The organism is Pseudomonas sp. HN11 (genome assembly GCF_021390155.1).
GTDB lineage: Bacteria > Pseudomonadota > Gammaproteobacteria > Pseudomonadales > Pseudomonadaceae > Aquipseudomonas.
In genome coordinates this window covers 4,962,520-4,982,471 of the sequence record NZ_CP089985.1, presented here as the reverse complement: position 1 = coordinate 4,982,471, position 19,952 = coordinate 4,962,520, and the positions used below count along the sequence as shown (strand labels likewise).

Sequence of the window (19,952 nt, the reverse complement as noted above, 5' to 3'; positions counted from 1 at the left end):
CCCGGTGACTGACACTCCGCTTTCGCGAGCAAGCCCGCTCCCACAGTGGATCTGCGGCGTTCTTATTCCAGGTGTTCGGGCTTGACCGGATCGCCTGCCTTCACATCCAGTTGATGCCGCACATCCTCGAACATCAAGTCGTACTGCTTGTGCATCGAGCCGTTCAACACGGCGATCTTCGGCATTCCATATTTTTGCGCAATGTTCATCGCATGCCGCGCAAAGTCGAACGCCTGGTCCTTGGGCAAAAAGAACTCTTCCTTGAGGTCCTTGCCCTGTACCGAGCCATGCAGCTTGAACAGCATGCCCTTGCCTTCCTTGGGGTCATGGCTGACTTCATAGTCGATGCACAGGTTGTAGCTGTAGTCGTCCTTGTTGAGTGCGTGGCGTTCAACGTGCAGATGACCCGGTTCAAAGGTGGCCATAGGCGTCTCTCCTCTACTTCACAGATAGGTGATGCCAGGTTTTGCCGTGCTGATGCGCGTACCGGCGCTGCCCTGGACGATGGCTTCGATGTCCGAGAGTGAACCGATGACGGCGGTTTTGCCAGTCTGACGGGCGAACTCGCAGGCGGCTTGCACCTTGGGCCCCATGGAACCGGCGGCGAAGCCGAGTTTTTCCATTTCGTCGGGATGGGCCTGGTCGATGGCCTTTTGGGTGGGTTTGCCGAAGTCGATAAAAGCGGCGTTGACGTCGGTGGCGATCACCAGCAAATCGGCGTCCAACTGCGAGGCCAGCAGCGACGAGCACAGGTCCTTGTCGATTACCGCCTCAATGCCGCGCAGTCTGCCGTCTTCCCCGTACATGGTTGGAATGCCACCACCACCGGCGCAGATCACGATGGCACTCTTTTCCAACAGCCACTTGATCGGGCGGATCTCAAAGATGCGTTTGGGCCGTGGGCTGGCGACCACGCGACGGTACTTGTCGCCATCCGGCGCAATGGCCCAGCCTTTGTCAGCCGCGAGCTTTTCCGCTTCGGCCTTGGAATACACCGGGCCGATAGGCTTGGTCGGGTTCTTGAAAGCCGGGTCCTTGGCGTCCACTTCGACCTGGGTGAGCAGGGTGGCCAAAGGCACTTCAAAGTCCAGCAGATTGCCCAGTTCCTGTTCGATGATATAGCCGATCATGCCTTCGGTCTCGGCGCCGAGCACGTCCAGCGGGTACGGCGACACCTGGGTGTAGGCCGCCGCCTGCAATGACAGCAGGCCGACCTGCGGGCCATTGCCGTGGGCGATCACCAGCTCGTTGCCGGGGTGGATCTTGGCGATCTGTTCGGTGGCAATCCGGATATTGGCGCGTTGGTTGTCCGCCGTCATGGGTTCACCACGGCGCAGGAGGGCGTTGCCGCCCAGGGCTACGACGATGCGCATACAAAATGTCCTTCTGAAATTCATCGTTGTGAACGCGGTTAGCGTGGGAGGGGATTTGCCCCCTCCCACATTTGACCGTGTAGCCTTTAGATATCCGCCAACGCCGACACCAGAATCGCCTTGATGGTATGCATGCGGTTTTCCGCCTGCTCGAATGCGATGTTGGCCGGTGACTCGAACACCTCTTCGGTCACTTCCACGCCATTGGCCAGGTGCGGGTAACGCGCGGCGATATCCTTGCCTACCTTGGTTTCGCTGTTGTGGAACGCCGGCAGGCAGTGCATGAATTTCACGCGCGGGTTGCCCGAGGCTTTCATCATCTTGGCGTTGACCTGGTACGGCAGCAGTTGCTCGATACGCTCGTCCCACGCTTCTACGGGTTCACCCATGGACACCCAGATATCGGTGTGGATGAAGTCCACGCCTTTGACTGCTTCTTTCGGGTCTTCGGTGATGGTGATGCGCGCGCCGCTTTCCTCGGCAAACGCCTGGCATTGCTTGATGAAATCTTCGTGCGGCCACAGCGCTTTCGGCGCGCCGATGCGCACGTCCATGCCCAGCTTGGCGCCGATCATCAGCAGCGAGTTGCCCATGTTGTAGCGCGCATCGCCGAGGTAGGCGTAGCTGATGTCATGCAGCGGCTTGTCGCTGTGTTCGCGCATGGTCAGGGTGTCGGCGATCATCTGTGTCGGGTGGAATTCCGCAGTGAGGCCGTTGAACACCGGCACGCCGGCGAACTTGGCCAGTTCTTCGACGATTTCCTGCTCGAAGCCACGGTATTCAATCGCGTCGAACATGCGCCCGAGCACGCGGGCGGTGTCTTTCATGCTCTCTTTGTGGCCGATCTGCGACGACACCGGATCGATGTAGGTGACGTGCGCGCCCTGGTCATGGGCCGCGACTTCGAAGGCGCAACGGGTACGGGTCGACGTTTTTTCGAAGATCAGTGCGATGTTCTTGCCCTTCAGGTGCGGACACTCGGTGCCGGTGTATTTGGCGCGCTTGAAGTCGCGGGACAGGTCCAGCAGGTAGTGCAGCTCGCGGGTGGTGTGGTGCATCAGCGACAGCAGGCTGCGGTTGCGCATGTTGAAAGCCATGATGGATCTCCTTAATAGTCAATAGGGTCGCGGATGATCGGGCAGGTCATGCAGTGGCCGCCGCCACGGCCACGGCCCAGTTCACCGGCGCTGATGGTGATGACTTCCACGCCGGCCTTGCGCAGCAGGGTGTTGGTGGAAGTGTTGCGGTCGTAACCGATCACCACGCCCGGCTCCACGGCCACCACGTTGTTGCCGTCGTCCCACTGCTCGCGTTCGGCGGCGAAGCTGTTACCGCCGGTTTCGACGACGCGCAGGGCCTTGAGGCCGAGGGCGGCGGCGACGGTGTCGAGGAAGTTGGTTTTCTCGCGTTGGATGTCAATGCCATGTGGCTTGCTTTCATCCGGGCGCAGGGTGAACGGCACGATCTGGTTGACCACTTCGGGAAAGATAGTGACCAGGTCGCGGTCGCAGAAGCTGAACACGGTGTCCAGGTGCATCGCCGCGCGGGATTTTGGCAGGCCGGCAACGATGACTTTCTCCACCGCCTTGTTCTTGAACAGGTTGCGCGCCAGTTGGCCGATCGCCTGATGGGACGAACGCTCGCCCATGCCGATCAGGACCACGCCGTTGCCAATCGGCATCACGTCGCCGCCTTCCAGGGTGGAAGCGCCGTGCTCCTGGTCCGGGTCGCCGTACCAGATCTGGAAGTCGGCGTTGGTGAACTCCGGGTGGAATTTGTAGATGGCGGTGGTCAGCAGAGTCTCTTGGCGTCGCGCCGGCCAGTACATCGGGTTGAGCGTCACGCCGCCGTAGATCCAGCAGGTGGTGTCGCGAGTGAACTGAGTGTTGGGCAGTGGCGGCAGGATGAAACTCGAATGCCCTAGGAAATCGCGGAACATCTCGAGGGTCTTGCCACCGAAGCTGCTCGGCAGGTCATCGGCGGACACGCCCCCAATCAGGAACTCGCTGATTTTGCGCGGCTCCAGGCTGCGCAGCCAGGAGCTGACTTCATCCGCCAGGCCCAGGCCGACGGTGTTGGCGGTGATCTTGCGCTGCAGGATCCAATCCAGCGCTTCGGGGATGGCGACGATGTCGGTCAGCAGGTTGTGCATTTCCAGCACATCAATATCCCGCTCACGCATCTTGGTGACGAAGTCGAAATGATCGCGCTTGGCCTGGGCCACCCATAGCACGTCATCGAACAGCAGTTCATCGCAGTTGTTGGGGGTCAGCCGCTGGTGGGCCAAGCCTGGGGAGCACACCATGACTTTGCGCAGTTTGCCGGCTTCGGAATGTACGCCGTACTTCACTTTTTCCGTGGTCATTACAGATCCTCCGTTAAACACAAGTTACAAGGTCAGGAAGCCGTCGTAGAGCCCATAGGCTGCCACCAGGGCGCCAATGACCACTGCGGCGAAAATCAACTTCTCGACATTGGTGAAAATCGGTTTGCCCAGTTCACGCTTGGCCTTGGCGAACAGGATTGCGCCGGGGGCGTAGAGCAGGGCGGAGAGCAGCAGGTATTTGGTGCCACCGGCGTAGAGCAGCCAGATCGCGTACACCAGGGCGATCGTGCCGATGAACAGGTCTTTCTTGCGCTCTTTCAGGGCGTTTTCGTAGGTCTCGCCACGCACCGCCAGCAGCAGCGCGTAAGCCGCCGACCACAGGTAAGGCACCAGGATCATTGAGGTGGCGAGGTAGATCAGCGACAGGTAGGTACTGGCCGAGAACAGCGTGATCACCAGGAACAGTTGCACCATGGCGTTGGTCAGCCAGAGGGCATTGACCGGCACGTGGTTGGCGTTTTCCTTGCGCAGGAACTCCGGCATGGTGTGGTCCTTGGCGGCGGCGAACATGATCTCCGCACACAGCAGCACCCACGACAGCAACGCCCCCAGCAGCGAGATGATCAGGCCGACGCTGATCAGCATCGCACCCCAGTGGCCCACCACATGCTCCAGCACGGCGGCCATCGACGGGTTCTGCAGCTTGGCCAGCTCCGGCTGAGTCATGATCCCCAGGGACAACACGTTCACCAGCATCAGGAACAGCAGTACGGTGATAAAACCGATGACGGTGGCCTTGCCCACGTCGGAGCGTTTTTCCGCACGGGACGAGAAGATACTCGCGCCTTCGATGCCGATGAACACCCACACGGTGACCAACATCATGTTGCGCACCTGGTTCATCACACTGCCCAGGTACGGGTTTTTCACGCCCCAGATGTCAGCGGTGAAGATCTCCAGCTTGAATGCAAACAGCGCGATCAACACGAACAGCACCAGCGGCACGACCTTGGCGACGGTGGTCACCAGATTGATGAACGCGGCTTCCTTGATGCCGCGCAGCACCAGGAAATGCACGGCCCATAGCAGCACCGAGGCGCCAATCACCGCGGCAGGGGTATTGCCCTCCCCAAATAGCGGGAAGAAGTAACCGAGGGTGCTGAACAAGAGTACGAAGTAGCCCACGTTGCCCAGCCAGGCACTGATCCAGTAGCCCCAGGCGGACGAGAAACCCATGTAGTCGCCGAAACCGGCCTTGGCGTAGGCGTATACCCCGCCGTCCAGGTCGGGCTTGCGGTTGGCCAGGGTCTGGAACACGAACGCGAGGGTCAACATGCCGATGGCGGTAATCACCCAGCCGATCAACACGGCGCCGACATCGGCACTGGCGGCCATATTTTGCGGCAGTGAGAAGATCCCGCCGCCAATCATCGAGCCCACGACAAGCGCAACCAGTGCGCCGAGTCGAAGTTTTCCGGGAGATTCAGACATTGCATAACTCCAATGCAGGAGAAGAGAGACCACAGAATAATTCCGTGCGCTATTCAAACAGCTGACTCAGATCACTTCATTGGCACATTCCATTGTGAATTAATGATTCAGATTGGAAACTCGTGGGCGATGAAAGTCCTCGGAAAGACGCTTTGCAGAGCCGTCTCTCCCGTTTTTGGTTAATCATTTAGTCGACGCCATGGACGTTTGAAACTAGACCGTTTTTACGGATGTGCAAACTTTTTGACCACGGCTTAACAAAAGCACTATAAACATTAATGCAAGTGCACTATTTAAATTCTAAATAAGCCTAAACATGCCATTACGTTATGAGCCTGGCGGTTTTATCGCGGTCTCTAATAAACGCTAAACTCGCAGAGTTGATTAGTTGAGTGCACGGTTGTCATCTCACATTGTATTTACCCAGGAGTGTTAATGTCCCAGCCGGCCCAGAAACTTCGACTCAGCGCCCTGATCGCCCTGGTGGTGGGCTCCATGATCGGTGGGGGAATTTTTTCCTTGCCGCAAAACATGGCCGCGCGCGCCGAAGTCGGTGCCGTGTTGATCGGCTGGGCGATCACCGCCGTGGGTATGCTGACCCTCGCGTTCGTGTTCCAGACCCTGGCCAATCGCAAACCCGAATTGGATTCAGGTGTGTATGCCTATGCCAAGGCGGGTTTTGGCGATTACATGGGCTTCTCGTCCGCCTGGGGTTACTGGATCAGCGCGTGGATGGGCAACGTTGGTTACTTCGTGTTGCTATTCAGTACCCTCGGCTATTTTTTCCCGGCGTTCGGCCAGGGCAACACGCCGGTGGCCATCGGTTGCGCGTCGTTGCTGCTGTGGGCCGTGCATTTCCTGGTACTGCGTGGGATCAAAGAGGCAGCGTTCATCAACCAGATCACTACGGTCGCCAAGATTGTGCCGTTGCTGATGTTCATCGTGATCGCCGCCGTGGCGTTCAAGGCGGATATTTTTACCCGGGACATCTGGGGCCTGGGCAACCCGAAGATCGGCAGTGTGGTGGACCAGGTGCGCAACATGATGTTGGTCACCGTATTTGTGTTCATCGGCATCGAAGGCGCCAGTGTGTACTCGGCGCGGGCCGAGAAACGCTCGGATGTAGGCCGCGCCACAGTGATCGGTTTTCTCGGTGTGCTGGCGTTGCTGGTGCTGGTGAACGTGCTGTCCCTGGGGATCATGAGCCAGCCGGAACTTGCGCAATTGCAAAATCCGTCGCTGACCGGTGTGCTGGAGCATATCGTCGGCCCCTGGGGCGCGATGGCGATCAGCATCGGCCTGGCGGTGTCGCTGCTCGGTGCCTTGTTGTCCTGGGCGTTGCTCTGCGCGGAAATCCTCTACGCCACCGCCCATGACAAGACCATGCCGGCCTTCCTGGAAAAGGAAAACGCTAACCAGGTGCCGGTCAATGCGTTGTGGCTGACTAATGTGATGATCCAGCTCTTTCTGGTGATCACGCTGTTTTCCCACAGTACCTACACCACCCTGATCTACCTGGCTTCCTCGATGATCCTGGTGCCCTACCTGTGGTCGGCGGCCTATGCGGTGCTGTTGAGCGGACGTGGCGAAACCTACATGGGCGCCCGTGGCCAGCGCATGAGGGACTTGCTGGTGGCCCTGATTGCTCTCAGCTACGCCGTATGGCTGCTCTACGCCGGGGGCTTGAAGTACTTGCTGTTGTCGGCGCTGTTGTATGCGCCGGGCGTGATCCTGTTTGCCCTCGCCAAGCGTGAGCAGGGTCAGCCATTGTTCACCCCCATGGAAAAAGGCATTTTCAGCTGCGTGAGCGCTGGCGCAGGGCTGGCGGCGTATGGGTTGTACAGCGGAGCGTTGTCGTTGTGAGACTGGCGTATCAACCGCCGTATGACTGGGCGGCGATGGTGGGTTTTCTGTCGGCGCGGGCGATCTCCGGGATGGAGACGGTCGAGGTTGGCGTGTATCGCCGCAGTATCAGCCTAGGCGGGCAGCATGGCTGGATCAGCGTGGCAATGAGTGCCGGCGATGGGTTGGACGTGGTGGTGGATTTTCCAGAAACGGCGGCGTTGCCTGAGATCGAACGGCGCCTGCGCAACATGTTCGATCTGGACGCACAGCCCCAGTTGATCAACCCGCAATTGGCGGCGGACCCGTTGATGGCGCAACTGGTTGCAGCGCGCCCGGGCTTGCGTGTACCGGGCACCTGGGATGGCCTGGAGCTGGCGATTCGCGCGGTGTTGGGCCAGCAAATCACTGTGGTGGCCGCGATTCGTCTGGCGGGCAGGTTGGTGACGCAATACGGGCAGCCATTGGCAACGCCGCATGCCGGTATCACCCATGTGTTCCCCACCGCCGAGGTGTTGGCGGCGGCGGACCTGGCGACGCTGGGCATGCCCAAGGCACGTGGGCGCACGTTGTCGGGTGTCGCCCAGGCATTTCTGGATGATCCCCGATTGTTCGAACCCCAGGCCAGCCTCAAGGAGTCCGTGGCGCGGTTGGTGGCGTTGCCGGGGATTGGCGACTGGACGGCGCAGTACATCGCCATGCGCCAGATGCGTGAGGCGGATGCGTTTGCCTCGGGGGATATCGGGTTGATCAATGCGCTGGCGGCGTTGGAAGGTGGGTCGGTTTCCGCGCGACAGTTGCTGATGCGGGCCGAGGCTTGGCGACCGCTTCGGGCTTATGCGGCGCAGCATTTGTGGACGTCGTTGCAGCGGGCAGATTAAGAGTGCCTGTACTGGCCTCTTCGCGAGCAAGCCCCCACATTTTGACCGAGTACATCCATGGAATGCGGTCGAATGTGGGAGCGGGCTTGCTCGCGAATGCGGACTTAATGTCACCACTGAGGCCGGTGTGACCCCAATTCCCCTGCGGGTAGATCCCACTGCAACGGCGTGCCGCTGATGGTCACCGGCGGTAATAATCGATGCGCCTGGCCCCAGGCTGTCTGCTCCACGACCAAGCCTTGATCAGTAGGTTCCTCGGCGCGTAACGCTGGCTGTTTCGGCACTTGTCCAGCCTCCACCAACAAGGTCGCCGTACGCGCCAATGACAACCGCGCCGAACCACCCCGGCCGGACTTCAACCGTTCGCTGACCGCCTGGATCGCACTGGCCGCCATCAAGTACCCGGTGGCGTGATCCAACGCCTGCAACGGCAGGGGCACCGGTTTGTCCGCCTGTTTCCAGGCCATGCCTGCGGCGGCGATCCCGCTGCTCATCTGCACCAGGCTGTCGAAACCCCGGCGATTGCGCCACGGGCCGCTCCAGCCATAGGCGTTAAGGCTCACGTCAATCAGGCCGGGCGCGAGGGTTTGCAATGCGTCGGCGGTGTAGCCCAGCTGTTCCAAGGCATCGGCGCGGTAGCCGTGGAACAGGATGTCGGCCTCCTTGAGGAGAGTTTCGAAAACCTTTCGACCTTCCCGGCTTTTCAAATCCAGGCGGGCGCAGCGTTTGCCCAGGGTCATTTCCGGCACCACGCCGGGTTCGTTCCAGGTGGGTGAGTCGATGCGTAGCACGTCAGCGCCCAGGCCTGCGAGAAAGCGGCTGGCTACCGGGCCGGCCAACACGCGGGTCAGGTCCAATACCTTGAGGCCCGCCAATGGCCGCGCAACCGAGCCGAGCCAAGGCTTGTCGGTGGTTGTCACAAAAGTTTGGCGCTGCACCAGTTTCTCGGCATTCACCGCCAAACCTTGGGGGTGTGCCTGCCACGCTTGCCAGTCACGCATCTGCGCGGCGCAACCGCCCTCATCGACAATCGCCTGTTCCAGTTCGGCGGCGTTCCATTTAGCGACCTTGGCGGCCATTTCGGCTCGGTCGGTCACCTTTCCCAACACTCGTTCCGCGGCCGCACGGTGATGGGGCGCGTTGGTGTGCAGGCGAATCCAGCCATCGGCGCTGGCGTAGTCGCCGGCCACCGGGTCCCACAGGGGCGGTACTTGCCAGCCCACTGGACGCATCGAAGACGAGAACCAGAAGGACGCGAGGCGTCGGTCCACAGTGACGCTGGGCAGGCGCCCGGTCTGTTGCTGGATCAGCTGTGCCACGGCCTGCCCGGCGGCCCCGATGCTGGCGCTGGCCAGGTCGGTCACGGCGAAGGTCGAAGGCAGGGCGCCGGCTTCGGCAAAGGTCAGCGGCGTTTGCGGTAGATCGAGTGCGGCTTGGATGGGGGTCAGCAGGTCAGTCATCAAAGGCCCTCCGTAAGAGAAGGGCCACTATAGAAGATCATCAGGCCGGTGTGGCAACCCCAGGCTCCAACGGCAGGTCAATGCTGGCGATAAAGCCGCCGTCGGGGTGGTTGGCCAGGATCAGGCTGCCGCCATGGCGTTCGGCGGCGCGACGTGCAATCGCCAGGCCCAGGCCGTGGCCTTGTGCGGTCTGGCCGGGGGCGCGGTAGAAGGGTTCGCCCAGCTGGCTCAAGTGTTCGGTCTCAACGCCGGGGCCGTGGTCGCGCACGCTGATCAGGATGCGTTCGCCCAGACGCTGGGCCTGCAATTCAATCGCCTGGTTTTGTGGATTGAAGCGCTGGGCATTACGCAGCAGGTTGTCCACCGCGCGCTCGATCATGGTCGGCCAGCCTTTGAGGTGCAGGTCGGTTTCGGTGCTCAGTTGCACCACTTGGTCGGGCGCGCTCAGTTGGGCGTCCTTCTGCAGGGTTTTGAGCAAGGTGTTGAGATCGACCTCTTCGGCACTGGCGTTGTCGGCATCGACGCGGGCCAGTACCAGGATCTCGCTGATCAACGCTTCCAGTCGGTCGCATTCGAGGGTCAGGCGGGGCCAGAGTTTTTCGCGCTCTTCGGGGCTGGCGCGCTCGGCCAAGGCCAGGGCGATGCGCAAGCGCGCCAGGGGCGAGCGCAATTCGTGGGACACATCGCGCAGCAACTGGCGCTGACTGCCGATCAGGCTTTGCAGGCGTGCGCCCATGCGGTTGAAATCGGTGGCCAGCACGCCGAATTCATCACGACGGTTGGCCAGGCGCGCCAGGCTGTTCTGCTGGTAAGTGGTCTGGCCGAGGTCATGCACCGCGCCGCGCAAACGGCTGAGTGGACGAGTGATGGACAGTGTCACCAAGAGGCTGAACAGGGTCAGCACCACCAATGCAATCGCCAATGCACTCAGGGGCCAGAGCAGGCTGCTGCGGTGCCAGGCGTCGAGCTCCGGGTGAGGAATGCGGTAGATCAGCAGGTAGGTGTTGCCGGTTTTTTCGCTGGTGTACTCGGCGGTCAGGCGCCGCCAGGGCAGGTGGCCGTCCTGGCTGTCATTCTGGCGTGCTTCGAAGGCGGCGGCGCGGCGCGGAAAGGTACCGCGCACCACCGGCTCGCCGCTTTCATTCAGCACTTGCACGTCGATGTGGTACTGGCGTTTGCGCTGTTGCAGCAAATCCTGGGCAGCGTCCTCGCCCTGGGCTTCGTAGAGTTGGGTCCACTCTTCGGCCAGGTTATTGAGGCCGGGGTGACGGCTGAGAATCCAGGCATCTTGATTAAGCATATGCCCCAGCAGGATCGACAACCCGGCAACCAAGGCGATGGCCAGCCAGAAACTGGCCAGGATGCGCCAGAACAATGAACGCACAGGAAACCCTCAAACAGGAAAAGCCCAGCGGCGCGAGCCACTGGGCTGGGAGTGTTAACGCGTGGGCATTATTGCGCTTTTTGCGGCTGTTGCGCTTTCCAGGCCTGGAATTCCTTCCATTCGGCGCGGCGCTGTTCTTGCTGCTTGACGATCTCGTCGAACTTCTTCTGCTGGTCAGGCTTGAGGACCGCACGGATGTCCGCCCGGGTTTTCTGCTTGCCGGCGGCGATTTCGTCCTGCATGGCTTTCTGGTCAGCGGCGGGCAGTTTGTCCAGGTACTTCTTGGTCAGGTCTTTGCGAGCGTGCCATTGGTCGCCCATCAACTTGCCGATCTGCTCGCGCTGTTCCTTGCTCAGGTCCAGTTGGCTGAAGGGACCGCCTTTGCCACGTGGACCGTGTTCACCGCCGTGGCCCGGGCCACCCATCATGTGACCTTCCGGGCCGCCCATCGGGCCTGGGCCTTCGGGCATTGCCGCCATGGCAACGGTTGGCAGGGCAGCGGCGAACATCAAAGCGATAAGGGTCTTGCGCATGGTGATTCTCCTGTCTCTATTCCGGTGAGTCCGGATGTGAGTAGATTACGGAGATCAAGGTCAGCCGCCGTCAGGGGAGGGTAAAGGTTTGGTAAGGGCGAGGGCGGCAGCTTCAAGTGGCGAGCCGCAAGCTTCAAGTGAAGAGCTTTTGACTTGCCGCTTGGAGCTGAAAACTGACAGTTGCCTCAAAGGCTGTAGTAATAACCCCGGCTACGCAACGCCACGATCCTTGGCCGGCCATCCGGATGCGGGCCGATCTTTTTGCGCAGGTTGCTGACGTGCATATCCAGGCTGCGATCATAAAGGGTCAGCTTGCGACCCAGGGCGATCTGCGCCAGTTCTTGTTTATCCAGCGGTTCGCCGGGCTGGCGCAGCAGGGCTTCGAGCAGGCGGCTTTCGGAGACGGTAAGGCTGAATTCCTGTTCATCGATGCTGACCACGCCGCGCACCGGGCTGAAGCACAGGTCGCCCAGTTCGAGTTGGGTCGACACGGCTGTCGGATGGCTGCGGCGCAATACGGCACGCAGGCGGGCGGTCAGCTCGCGCGGGTCGCAGGGCTTGGCCAGGTAATCGTCGGCGCCCAGTTCCAGGCCGAGGATGCGGTCCAGCGGTTCGCCACGGGCCGAGAGCATCAGCACCGGCAACTCCGGGTGGTCGTTGCGCAATTGCTTGAGCAACTCAAGGCCACTGCCGTCTGGCAGCATCACGTCAAGCACCACCGCTGCCGGTGCGCTGTCGGCCAAGGCTTTGCGAGCGCTCAAGCCATCATGGCAGGCGCGCACCTGGAAGCCTTCCTGGCTCAACCAACTGGTCAGCAGCTCGCAGAGCTCCTGGTCATCATCTATCAGTAACAGCTCGCTCATGACTCACTCAATTTAGCCATTGTCGACGGCGACGGTGCCCCCCGCTGGCGAAGATTCCGCACAGCAAGGCGATCAGTGCGACGGCCCCGCCGGTGACAAACCACTGCTGTTGCTCGGTCAGCCATCGGGTCAAGGCACCGCCCTGTGTCTCTTTGAGTTGCTGGGCCAGGCGTTGGTTCTCTTGGCGAAGGCGGCTCAATTGAGCGCTTTCGCGGGTAGCCTCCGCAGTCTGCAGTTGCTTGCTCAATTCTTCACGCTGGCGTTCGCTTTCTTTCAAACGTTGCTGCAACTCGGTGATCTGGGCGCCGACACTCAAGGACAGGGGCGTGGAACTGCCGGTGTTCGAGGTTTCTTCAGCGTGGGCCGTAGCCCCGATCATGACCACTGCCAACAGACACAACTGACGTAAGCGCATCGGAACTCCTGATTCCACACGAATATTCAGAACGTTGTCGGCAGGTTACCGGGAATAATGAGCAATTAGGAGCGTGCCGGACTGAAATGGTTCGGCGCGACCGGAGTCAAGGCAGGACTTGCTTGAACGGCTTGATCACGACATCGGCGTAGACGCCCGCCGCGACATAAGGGTCAGCTTTGGCCCAGTTCTGGGCATCGGCCAGGGAGGCGAATTCGGCGACGATAAGGCTACCGGTGAAACCGGCATCGCCCGGGTCGTTGCTGTCCACCGCCGGGTGTGGGCCGGCCAGCACTATACGGCCTTCGGCTTGCAGCTGTTTCAGGCGCTCGACGTGGGCCGGGCGCACGGACAGGCGTTTTTCCAGCGAATTGGCAACGTCGGTAGCAATGATGGCGTAGAGCATGTCAGTCCTCGGTTTTTGGCGATGTAGGGTCGGTGTCATGCAGGTAGCGTGACAGGTAGATACCCTGGGCCACCAGGAACAGTACGGTCATGCCCAGGCTGCCGAAGACTTTGAAGTCGACCCAGTATTCCTGGAAGGTGAACGCCACGAACAGATTGGCGGCACCGCAGAACAGGAAAAACACGATCCAGGCCACGTTCAGGCGTGCCCAGACCGGCTCCGGCAGGGTCAGCGCATGGCCCATGATCCGCTTGATCAGCAGGCGATCACCGATGAAATGGCTGCCGATGAACGCCAGGGCGAACAGCCAGTTCACCACCGGGGCTTTCCATTTAAGAAAGGTCTCACTGTGGAAGGCCAATGTCAGGCTGCCGAACACCAGGCATGCGACCAGGGTCAACCATTGGCTTTTTTCCAGCTTGCGCTGGGAGATGAAGATAGCGCCATAGACCACGACGGAGCTGATGATAAGCACGGCGGTAGCGCTGTAGATGCCCCCGAACGTCAGCTCATGGCCGGCCAGATCGATGACCCTGGGGTCGAGTTTGTAAACGATGAAAAACAGCAACAGCGGGATGAAGTCGATGAATTGTTTCACAGTAAGAGCCAGAAGCTGGATGTGGCGGCATAATAACAAACATCCTTGGTAGCGAAAGCGCCAGCTGACTTGAGGTTACACATCCCCGTGAATGTTGATTTGCACTGCCACAGCACGGCCTCCGACGGCGCCCTGGCGCCCGCGGTACTGGTTGCGCGTGCGTTTGAAAAAGGCGTGCGAGTCCTGGCGTTGACCGACCACGACACCCTCGAAGGCCTCGACGAAGCCCGGGTCGCGGCCCACGGTCTAGGCATGCAACTGGTTAATGGCGTGGAATTGTCCTGCACCTGGGGCGGCGCCACCATTCATGTGCTCGGCTACGGTTTCGACCAGCAAGCCCCGCCGCTGGTGCAGGCCATCGCCGATTTGCACGATGGCCGCTGGCTGCGGTCCGAAGAAATAAGCCGCAAGCTCGGCCTCAAAGGTATGCCCAACGCCCTCGACGGCGCTCGCGCCATCCAGCAGGAGCTGGGCGACAGCGGCAATGCGCCGGCCCGGCCGCACTTTGCCGACTGGATGGTGCGTGAAGGTTTTGTAAAAGACCGTGCCGAAGCCTTTCGCAAATGGCTGGGCGCCGGCAAGCTGGGGGATGTGAAGCAACATTGGCCGACCCTGGAAGACACCGTCGCGACACTGCGGTCCGCCGGGGCCTGGGTCAGCCTGGCGCATCCCTGGCATTATGATTTCACCCGCAGCAAGCGCCGTAAGCTGATCAGCGACTATATTGGAGCGGGCGGCCACGCGATTGAAGTGGTTAATGGGCATCAACCTGCCGACCAGGTCGGCAGCCTGGCGATTCTTGCCCGCGAATTTGGTCTGCTGGTCAGCGCCGGCAGTGACTTTCATGGTCCAGGCGGCTGGTCCGAGATCGGCGAGTATCGCCAGGTCCCGGAAGATTTGCCGCTTTTGTGGGGGCGATTCAAGCATGACCCCATTATTGCCACCGTCTGAACAGGTAGAACACGTGAGTCAATTCTTCCAGATTCATCCGGAAAATCCCCAGGCGCGCCTGATTAAACAGGCCGTCGAGATCATTCGCGCCGGCGGCGTGGTGATCTATCCAACGGATTCGTCTTACGCCATCGGTTGCCAGATCGGCGACAAGGGCGCAGTCGAGCGGGTAAGACGCCTGCGTCAGTTGGACGACAAGCACAACTTCGCGCTGATCTGCAGCGACCTGTCCCAGTTGGGGCTGTTCGCCAAGGTCGACACCGGCACCTTTCGCCTGCTCAAGGCCCACACGCCGGGCCCCTACACCTTTATTCTCAACGCCACCCGCGAAGTGCCACGCCTGCTGCTGCACCCCAAGAAGCGCACCATCGGCCTGCGGGTGCCGGAACATCCCATTGCCCTGGCGCTGCTCGAAGAGCTGGGTGAGCCCTTGATGAGCGTGTCGCTGATCATGCCGGGCGAAGATGAGCCGTTGTACGACCCTTACGAAATGCGCCGCCTGCTGGAAAAGCATGTCGACCTGATCATCGACGGCGGCTACGGCGGCAATAAAGCCTCCACCGTGATCAACCTGGCAGACGGCGAGCCCGAAGTGATCCGCGTGGGGTGCGGCGACCCGGCCCCGTTCATGGTCGAGGCCTGAATGTCTGCCGTGGAAACTGTCGATAGCCAGGCAGGCGCCCAGCAGGAACTGCCATTTGCCATGGTGTATGGCCAGGCTGTCATGGAAATGCCCCTGGACCTGTACATTCCACCTGACGCCCTGGAAGTCTTCCTTGAAGCCTTCGAAGGCCCGCTGGACTTGCTGCTGTACCTGATCCGCAAACAGAACATCAACATCCTCGACATCCCGGTGGCGGAAATCACCCGCCAGTACATGGGTTATGTCGAACTGATGCAGTCGGTGCGCCTGGAACTGGCCGCCGAGTATCTGGTGATGGCGGCCATGCTCGCCGAGATCAAGTCGCGCATGCTGCTGCCGCGCTCGGAAACGGTGGAAGCCGAAGAAGACGATCCGCGCGCCGAACTGATTCGCCGTCTGCAAGAGTACGAACGCTTCAAGGCAGCCGCCGAAGGCATCGACGGCTTGAGCCGCGTGGGCCGAGACGTCGTAGTGCCCAAGCTCGATGCGCCTGAAGCCCGCGCACGCAAGTTGCTGCCGGATGTGAGCCTGGAAGAATTGTTGATGTCCATGGCCGAGGTGCTGCGCCGTGGCGATATGTTTGAAAGCCACCAGGTCAGCCGCGAGGCGTTGTCGACCCGTGAGCGCATGAGCGACGTGCTGGAGCGTCTAAAGGGCGGCGGATTCGTGCCCTTTGTCGAGCTGTTCACCGCCGAAGAAGGACGCTTGGGGGTGGTGGTGACCTTTATGGCGATCCTCGAATTGGTCAAGGAGTCCTTGGTCGAGCTGGTCCAGAATGAGCCTTTTGCGGCTATCCACGTGCGGGCGCGAGCCGAATAAAGAGCTGAATCGATGAATCTGACTGAACCCCGCGAACTGGCGCCGTTGTTGGAAGCTTTCCTCCTGGCCTCGGGTAAACCGCAATCCCTGGAGCGCCTGTTCGAACTCTTTGAAGAAGCCGAGCGCCCTGAGCCGCCGGTGTTCAAGAAGGCGCTGGAGATCTTGCGCAAGTCTTGCGACGGCCGTGCCTTCGAATTGCGCGAAGTGGCGTCGGGTTATCGCCTGCAGATCCGTGAGAAATTTTCCCCGTGGGTTGGCCGCTTGTGGGAAGAGCGCCCGCAGCGTTATTCGCGGGCGATGCTGGAGACCATGGCGTTGATCGCCTATCGCCAGCCGATCACCCGGGGTGAGATTGAGGACGTGCGTGGCGTGGCGGTCAACAGCCATATCGTCAAGACGTTGCTGGAGCGCGAGTGGATCCGCATCGTCGGTTACCGTGATGTGCCCGGCAAACCGGCGATGTTTGCCACCACCAAGGTGTTTCTCGACCACTTCAACCTGAAGAACCTCGACGATTTGCCGCCGCTGGCCGAACTGCGCGAAATGGAAGCCGAGCCGGTACTCGATTTCGACGACGCACCGGTTCCCGCGAGTTTGCAGGAATTGGCCGACGCCACCGCCGAGCCGGAAGAGCCGAAGGACGAGACCAGTTTCCATACGTTGTTGCTGGAATTGGACGACATGGAGCAGGGCATCAAGACCGACTTTGATGACTTGCTGCGTGATGGCGCCGCTGAACCTGAAGCTCAACCGAACGTTGAGGTTGAGTCTGAAATCGAAACAGAATCTGAGCCCGAGGAAGACATCCTCGGCGTAGCCGAAGCCCGGGAAAAACTCCTGGCCGCCGTCGCCGCCCTCGAACAGCCGCCACTGAGCGACGAAGAAGACGAAGCCCGAGCCCTGGCCGAAGCCATCGAAGCCGAACGCCGCCAGTTCGAAGATTGACGCTCCCACATTTGATCTCCATTGTCTGGGAGAAACCATGAGCTCCACCAAAGACCCGTGCATTAGCCTCTGTAAATTCAGCGATGACATCTGCGTCGGTTGCGGCCGCAGCAAGCGTGAGATCCGCGCCTGGAAGAAATTCGACAAAGCCGACAAGCGTAGCGTCCTGGCTAAGGCCGAGCTGCGATTGCTGGCCTTGGGCGCCACCGGTCGGCGGAAAAGCAAATGATTAGGGCGTTATCGACTAGTCTCTGATGCACAACACCCGCCATGCGCGTATGATTCGCGACCCTTTGCCGACCTATTCGGCCAAAGCCCCGCTTTCAACACTCTTCAGGCCACGCCTGAATCGACCCACCGGGAGGTGCTTAAGATGAACGACAAAGACCAGAACGACAGCCAGGAAATCGGCCCTGCAGGCGAAAAACTGCAAAAGGTGCTGGCGCGTATCGGCGTGGGCTCGCGCCGCGACGTCGAAGCCTGGATCACCCAGAAGCGCATCAAGGTCAACGGCGTCGAGGCCACCCTCGGCCAGCGCGTCGACCTGCACGATGCAATCACCATTGATGGCAAGGTCATCAAGCGTGAAGAGGCCGCCGAATCGGTGCGCCGCGTGATCATGTACAACAAGCCCGACGGCGAGATCTGCACCCGTGACGACCCGGAAGGCCGTCCGACCGTGTTCGACAAGATGCCAAAGCCGAAAGAAGGCCGCTGGATCAACATCGGTCGTCTGGACATCAACACCACCGGCTTGCTGATGTTCACCACCGACGGCGAACTGGCCAACCGCCTGATGCACCCTTCGTATGAGATGGACCGCGAGTACGCCGTGCGTGTACGCGGTGAAGTCGATGACGAGATGATCGAGCGCCTGAAGGCTGGCGTGGTGCTGGAAGACGGCCCAGCCAAGTTCACCGACATCAAGCAAGCGCCGGGTGGTGAAGGTTTCAACCACTGGTACCACTGCGTGGTGATGGAAGGCCGTAACCGTGAAGTACGGCGTCTGTGGGAATCCCAGGGCCTGGTGGTCAGCCGCCTGAAGCGCGTGCGTTTCGGCCCGGTGTTCCTGAACTCCGACCTGCCGATGGGCCGCTGGCGCGAAATGAGCCAGTACGAAGTCGATATCCTCAGCGCCGAGGTCGGCCTGACGCCGGTTGCGATGCCGCAGATGAACGCCAAGAGCAAAGACAAGCTTGAGCGTATGCAGCGCAAATCGTCGCGTCCTGTGGCGCGTACCGAGCGTGTTGCCCGCACCCTGCGCCCGGCGCTGAATGCACCGGCAACCGGCGGTCGTATCTCCCGTGAGCCGCAGATCGAAGGTGAGCGTCGCCCAACCGCGCCGTCGCGCCAGGAAGGTGAGCGTGCGCCACGTACACCGCGTCCGGCCCCGGCCGGTGGTCGCAGCAACCGGGGTGAAGCCGATCGCCCTGCTGACAACGCCAGTACCAAGCGTCCAGCCAAGCCGGCGGCGAACAAGCGCCCTGGGCCGAAACTGGTCGCGGACGAGCCGTCGGGCAAGCGTCGTGGCGCACCGGCCGGTTCGGGGCAGCGTCCTGGTTTTGGTCGCAAGAAGCCTTGAGAACAGCGGCGAGTTTTTAACTGCAAGCTGCAAGAGAAAAGCGTCGACCCTGACAGGTTGGCGCTTTTTTTTGCTTGAAGCTTATGGCTTACGACTTGTAGCTGGCCCTAAAACGCAAATCTCCCATCAAAAACCGGTTTGTCGTCTAGGGCCAAAGTCCCACTGGCAAAGATCAGGTCCAGATGATGGCTGCCTTTCTGCCCACCACCCAGGCCCAGGTGCAACCCGCAATGGCGCTCCTCGAACCCGGCGTTGCGCGCATACAGATCTTTCACCCCTTCGTTAGTGCCAATCCCCAGCTCCTCGACTCGACGGTTCGAAGGATTGGCATTCAGGTACTTGTTGAAATCATCCGCCAGCCCCGGCACATCGCTGGCTACGCTGCAGACAGTCGAGTTCTCGATCCATAGCTCCAGCGGCGACTGCAGCACTCCATATTTGCGCGCGAACGGAATGGTGCTGAGAAATGTACCGACAAACCGAACCTGGCCATTGATGGCCTCACTGTGGGTGGCGATCTCGCCGGGCGCCAGGTCATGGTTGCCGACTCCGTTGATATTGGTCCACTTCTTGATGCTGCTCATCGGCGCTTCCAGGCGTGAGCCGTGCTTGTCGGTAAAGCTCAGCACCGTGGCTTGGGACATGTGCCGGATCAGCGTGGCATTGAGGTCGGCAATGCGCTGGGGCTCGACGCTGAAGGTGTCGTAGAAGTAGTCGCCGTAATCCTTGAACAGTAGGGATTTTTTCCAGTGTTCGGCCATCACGCCTTGCAGTGCACGGATAAAGTCCGGGCCTTCGGCGCGTGGGTTGGGCAAGGTGGAGGAGTCGTAGAGAAACAGGTACAGATCGCAGGCTTCGATGGCCTCGGCCAAGCTGTCGCTGGCGGCCAGGTCCAGGCGCTGCACCTGGAAGTTGAAACGGGCGGCGCTGCTGTGGGTGATCGCCTGGGCGATGGCGTCGTAGCGCTCGGTATGGCCCAGCAATACGGTAGGGCAGTTCAGGCCGTTGAGGGCCGGATGGTGCGCGAGGTAGTAGAGAAAGTGTTCGACGGCGCGGGCCTTGTCCATGACGTGTTTCCTTCTGTGCCTTGGGTAAGGAGGCAGGTGCCGTGCACGGCACCTGCCGGATGCCTGCCGGTTTTAGAACGGCCACATCGCGGTGCCGAACGGCACAACGGCGTCGGCTTGCATCATTTCAACGGCGGCCTCATGGGTCGGCGCTTCAAACCAATCGTCAAGTTGCAGTTCGGTTTCCAGGTCTTTTTCCAGTGCTTGCATGGTGTATCTCCTAGAGGACGGTGTTTGAGAACGGCTTGCCAACGGGCTTCGCGGGCAAGTGGGAAGAACCTAGAAGAGAGTGTTTCAGAATGCAAAAAATTTATTGACACGGTTTCATTTGGATTTTTTGTTCTGTTTTTTCGGTTTGATTTTTTCTTGAGGA

General features: G+C 60.6%; 22 protein-coding genes. 8 read left to right on the top strand and 14 right to left on the bottom strand.

What is annotated here, in order from left to right; all coding sequences use genetic code 11:
• Positions 1-62: 62 nt before the first annotated feature.
• The 5 genes from LVW35_RS22785 to arcD (LVW35_RS22765) all read right to left on the bottom strand — a co-directional run bounded on the left by LVW35_RS22785 (position 63) and on the right by arcD (LVW35_RS22765) (position 5,190).
• Positions 63-425: a DUF5064 family protein gene (locus LVW35_RS22785; protein WP_233892144.1), complete on the bottom strand. Its 363-nt coding sequence runs from the start codon at positions 423-425 to the stop codon at positions 63-65.
• A gap of 18 nt (positions 426-443) precedes the next feature.
• Complete coding sequence (gene arcC / locus LVW35_RS22780; RefSeq protein WP_233892143.1) at positions 444-1,373, bottom strand: carbamate kinase; 930 nt, start codon at positions 1,371-1,373, stop codon at positions 444-446.
• An 86-nt stretch (positions 1,374-1,459) separates the two neighbouring features.
• On the bottom strand, positions 1,460-2,470 hold the full coding sequence (locus LVW35_RS22775) for an ornithine carbamoyltransferase (protein WP_233892142.1): 1,011 nt from the start codon (positions 2,468-2,470) through the stop codon (positions 1,460-1,462).
• Positions 2,471-2,481: 11 nt separating this feature from the next.
• Positions 2,482-3,738 (bottom strand): arginine deiminase, encoded by a 1,257-nt coding sequence (gene arcA, locus LVW35_RS22770; RefSeq protein WP_233892141.1) that lies wholly within the window; start codon positions 3,736-3,738, stop codon positions 2,482-2,484.
• A 24-nt stretch (positions 3,739-3,762) separates the two neighbouring features.
• Positions 3,763-5,190, bottom strand: a complete 1,428-nt coding sequence (gene arcD / locus LVW35_RS22765) for an arginine-ornithine antiporter (protein ID WP_233892140.1) — start codon at positions 5,188-5,190, stop codon at positions 3,763-3,765.
• A 435-nt stretch (positions 5,191-5,625) separates the two neighbouring features.
• On the opposite strand from arcD (LVW35_RS22765), the gene arcD (LVW35_RS22760) reads away from it, so the two are divergent.
• Together arcD (LVW35_RS22760) and LVW35_RS22755 are read left to right on the top strand one after the other, a co-directional pair.
• Complete coding sequence (arcD, locus tag LVW35_RS22760; RefSeq protein ID WP_233892139.1) at positions 5,626-7,053, top strand: arginine-ornithine antiporter; 1,428 nt, start codon at positions 5,626-5,628, stop codon at positions 7,051-7,053.
• Positions 7,050-7,913: a DNA-3-methyladenine glycosylase family protein gene (locus LVW35_RS22755; RefSeq protein WP_233892138.1), complete on the top strand. Its 864-nt coding sequence runs from the start codon at positions 7,050-7,052 to the stop codon at positions 7,911-7,913. The genes arcD (LVW35_RS22760) and LVW35_RS22755 overlap by 4 nt, the downstream gene beginning before the upstream one ends.
• A 110-nt stretch (positions 7,914-8,023) precedes the next feature.
• Here LVW35_RS22755 and LVW35_RS22750 read toward each other — a convergent pair whose 3' ends face one another.
• From LVW35_RS22750 to LVW35_RS22720, 7 genes are all read right to left on the bottom strand, one after another.
• On the bottom strand, positions 8,024-9,373 hold the full coding sequence (locus tag LVW35_RS22750; RefSeq protein WP_233892137.1) for a CoA transferase: 1,350 nt from the start codon (positions 9,371-9,373) through the stop codon (positions 8,024-8,026).
• Positions 9,374-9,413: 40 nt separating this feature from the next.
• The gene (locus tag LVW35_RS22745) at positions 9,414-10,757 is read right to left on the bottom strand and encodes a sensor histidine kinase (protein ID WP_233892136.1); all 1,344 of its coding nucleotides are present in this window, start codon (positions 10,755-10,757) and stop codon (positions 9,414-9,416) included.
• A 68-nt stretch (positions 10,758-10,825) separates the two neighbouring features.
• The gene (locus tag LVW35_RS22740; RefSeq protein ID WP_233892135.1) at positions 10,826-11,290 is read right to left on the bottom strand and encodes an LTXXQ domain protein; all 465 of its coding nucleotides are present in this window, start codon (positions 11,288-11,290) and stop codon (positions 10,826-10,828) included.
• Between the two features lie 185 nt (positions 11,291-11,475).
• Complete coding sequence (locus tag LVW35_RS22735; protein ID WP_233892134.1) at positions 11,476-12,153, bottom strand: response regulator transcription factor; 678 nt, start codon at positions 12,151-12,153, stop codon at positions 11,476-11,478.
• A gap of 7 nt (positions 12,154-12,160) precedes the next feature.
• Positions 12,161-12,568: a translation initiation factor 2 gene (locus tag LVW35_RS22730; RefSeq protein WP_233892133.1), complete on the bottom strand. Its 408-nt coding sequence runs from the start codon at positions 12,566-12,568 to the stop codon at positions 12,161-12,163.
• A gap of 106 nt (positions 12,569-12,674) precedes the next feature.
• Positions 12,675-12,974, bottom strand: a complete 300-nt coding sequence (locus LVW35_RS22725) for a YciI family protein (RefSeq protein ID WP_233892132.1) — start codon at positions 12,972-12,974, stop codon at positions 12,675-12,677.
• A 1-nt stretch (position 12,975) separates the two neighbouring features.
• The gene (locus LVW35_RS22720) at positions 12,976-13,572 is read right to left on the bottom strand and encodes a septation protein A (protein ID WP_233892131.1); all 597 of its coding nucleotides are present in this window, start codon (positions 13,570-13,572) and stop codon (positions 12,976-12,978) included.
• Between the two features lie 87 nt (positions 13,573-13,659).
• Here LVW35_RS22720 and LVW35_RS22715 point away from each other — a divergent pair, with 87 nt between their 5' ends.
• From LVW35_RS22715 to rluB, 6 genes are all read left to right on the top strand, one after another.
• A complete protein-coding gene (locus LVW35_RS22715; RefSeq protein WP_233892130.1) occupies positions 13,660-14,523 on the top strand; it encodes a PHP domain-containing protein in 864 nt (287 codons plus the stop codon).
• A 13-nt stretch (positions 14,524-14,536) separates the two neighbouring features.
• Entirely contained in the window at positions 14,537-15,166 is a 630-nt protein-coding gene (locus LVW35_RS22710; protein WP_016975422.1) for an L-threonylcarbamoyladenylate synthase, read from the top strand.
• Between the two features lie 120 nt (positions 15,167-15,286).
• Positions 15,287-15,985 (top strand): segregation and condensation protein A, encoded by a 699-nt coding sequence (locus LVW35_RS22705; protein WP_164365898.1) that lies wholly within the window; start codon positions 15,287-15,289, stop codon positions 15,983-15,985.
• 12 nt (positions 15,986-15,997) lie between these two features.
• The gene (scpB, locus tag LVW35_RS22700; RefSeq protein WP_233892129.1) at positions 15,998-16,930 is read left to right on the top strand and encodes an SMC-Scp complex subunit ScpB; all 933 of its coding nucleotides are present in this window, start codon (positions 15,998-16,000) and stop codon (positions 16,928-16,930) included.
• A gap of 37 nt (positions 16,931-16,967) precedes the next feature.
• Positions 16,968-17,159 (top strand): DUF1289 domain-containing protein, encoded by a 192-nt coding sequence (locus LVW35_RS22695; RefSeq protein ID WP_233892128.1) that lies wholly within the window; start codon positions 16,968-16,970, stop codon positions 17,157-17,159.
• 144 nt (positions 17,160-17,303) lie between these two features.
• Entirely contained in the window at positions 17,304-18,512 is a 1,209-nt protein-coding gene (gene rluB / locus LVW35_RS22690; RefSeq protein WP_233892127.1) for a 23S rRNA pseudouridine(2605) synthase RluB, read from the top strand.
• Between the two features lie 107 nt (positions 18,513-18,619).
• On the opposite strand, the gene LVW35_RS22685 is transcribed toward rluB, so the two are convergent.
• Together LVW35_RS22685 and LVW35_RS22680 are read right to left on the bottom strand one after the other, a co-directional pair.
• Positions 18,620-19,579: a leucyl aminopeptidase gene (locus LVW35_RS22685; RefSeq protein WP_233892126.1), complete on the bottom strand. Its 960-nt coding sequence runs from the start codon at positions 19,577-19,579 to the stop codon at positions 18,620-18,622.
• Between the two features lie 72 nt (positions 19,580-19,651).
• On the bottom strand, positions 19,652-19,789 hold the full coding sequence (locus LVW35_RS22680; RefSeq protein WP_003237751.1) for a hypothetical protein: 138 nt from the start codon (positions 19,787-19,789) through the stop codon (positions 19,652-19,654).
• Between the last annotated feature and the right edge of the window lie 163 nt (positions 19,790-19,952).

Coding starts and splice junctions, on each gene's coding strand:
- LVW35_RS22730 (WP_233892133.1), bottom strand. CDS start 12,568: ATGCGCTTACGTCAGTTGTGTCTGTTGGCAGTGGTCATGATCGGGGCT.
- LVW35_RS22685 (WP_233892126.1), bottom strand. CDS start 19,579: ATGGACAAGGCCCGCGCCGTCGAACACTTTCTCTACTACCTCGCGCAC.
- LVW35_RS22695 (WP_233892128.1), top strand. CDS start 16,968: ATGAGCTCCACCAAAGACCCGTGCATTAGCCTCTGTAAATTCAGCGAT.
- scpB (WP_233892129.1), top strand. CDS start 15,998: ATGAATCTGACTGAACCCCGCGAACTGGCGCCGTTGTTGGAAGCTTTC.
- arcD (WP_233892140.1), bottom strand. CDS start 5,190: ATGTCTGAATCTCCCGGAAAACTTCGACTCGGCGCACTGGTTGCGCTT.
- LVW35_RS22725 (WP_233892132.1), bottom strand. CDS start 12,974: ATGCTCTACGCCATCATTGCTACCGACGTTGCCAATTCGCTGGAAAAA.
- arcA (WP_233892141.1), bottom strand. CDS start 3,738: ATGACCACGGAAAAAGTGAAGTACGGCGTACATTCCGAAGCCGGCAAA.
- LVW35_RS22680 (WP_003237751.1), bottom strand. CDS start 19,789: ATGCAAGCACTGGAAAAAGACCTGGAAACCGAACTGCAACTTGACGAT.
- LVW35_RS22740 (WP_233892135.1), bottom strand. CDS start 11,290: ATGCGCAAGACCCTTATCGCTTTGATGTTCGCCGCTGCCCTGCCAACC.
- arcD (WP_233892139.1), top strand. CDS start 5,626: ATGTCCCAGCCGGCCCAGAAACTTCGACTCAGCGCCCTGATCGCCCTG.
- rluB (WP_233892127.1), top strand. CDS start 17,304: ATGAACGACAAAGACCAGAACGACAGCCAGGAAATCGGCCCTGCAGGC.
- LVW35_RS22775 (WP_233892142.1), bottom strand. CDS start 2,470: ATGGCTTTCAACATGCGCAACCGCAGCCTGCTGTCGCTGATGCACCAC.
- arcC (WP_233892143.1), bottom strand. CDS start 1,373: ATGCGCATCGTCGTAGCCCTGGGCGGCAACGCCCTCCTGCGCCGTGGT.
- LVW35_RS22785 (WP_233892144.1), bottom strand. CDS start 425: ATGGCCACCTTTGAACCGGGTCATCTGCACGTTGAACGCCACGCACTC.
- LVW35_RS22735 (WP_233892134.1), bottom strand. CDS start 12,153: ATGAGCGAGCTGTTACTGATAGATGATGACCAGGAGCTCTGCGAGCTG.
- LVW35_RS22750 (WP_233892137.1), bottom strand. CDS start 9,373: ATGACTGACCTGCTGACCCCCATCCAAGCCGCACTCGATCTACCGCAA.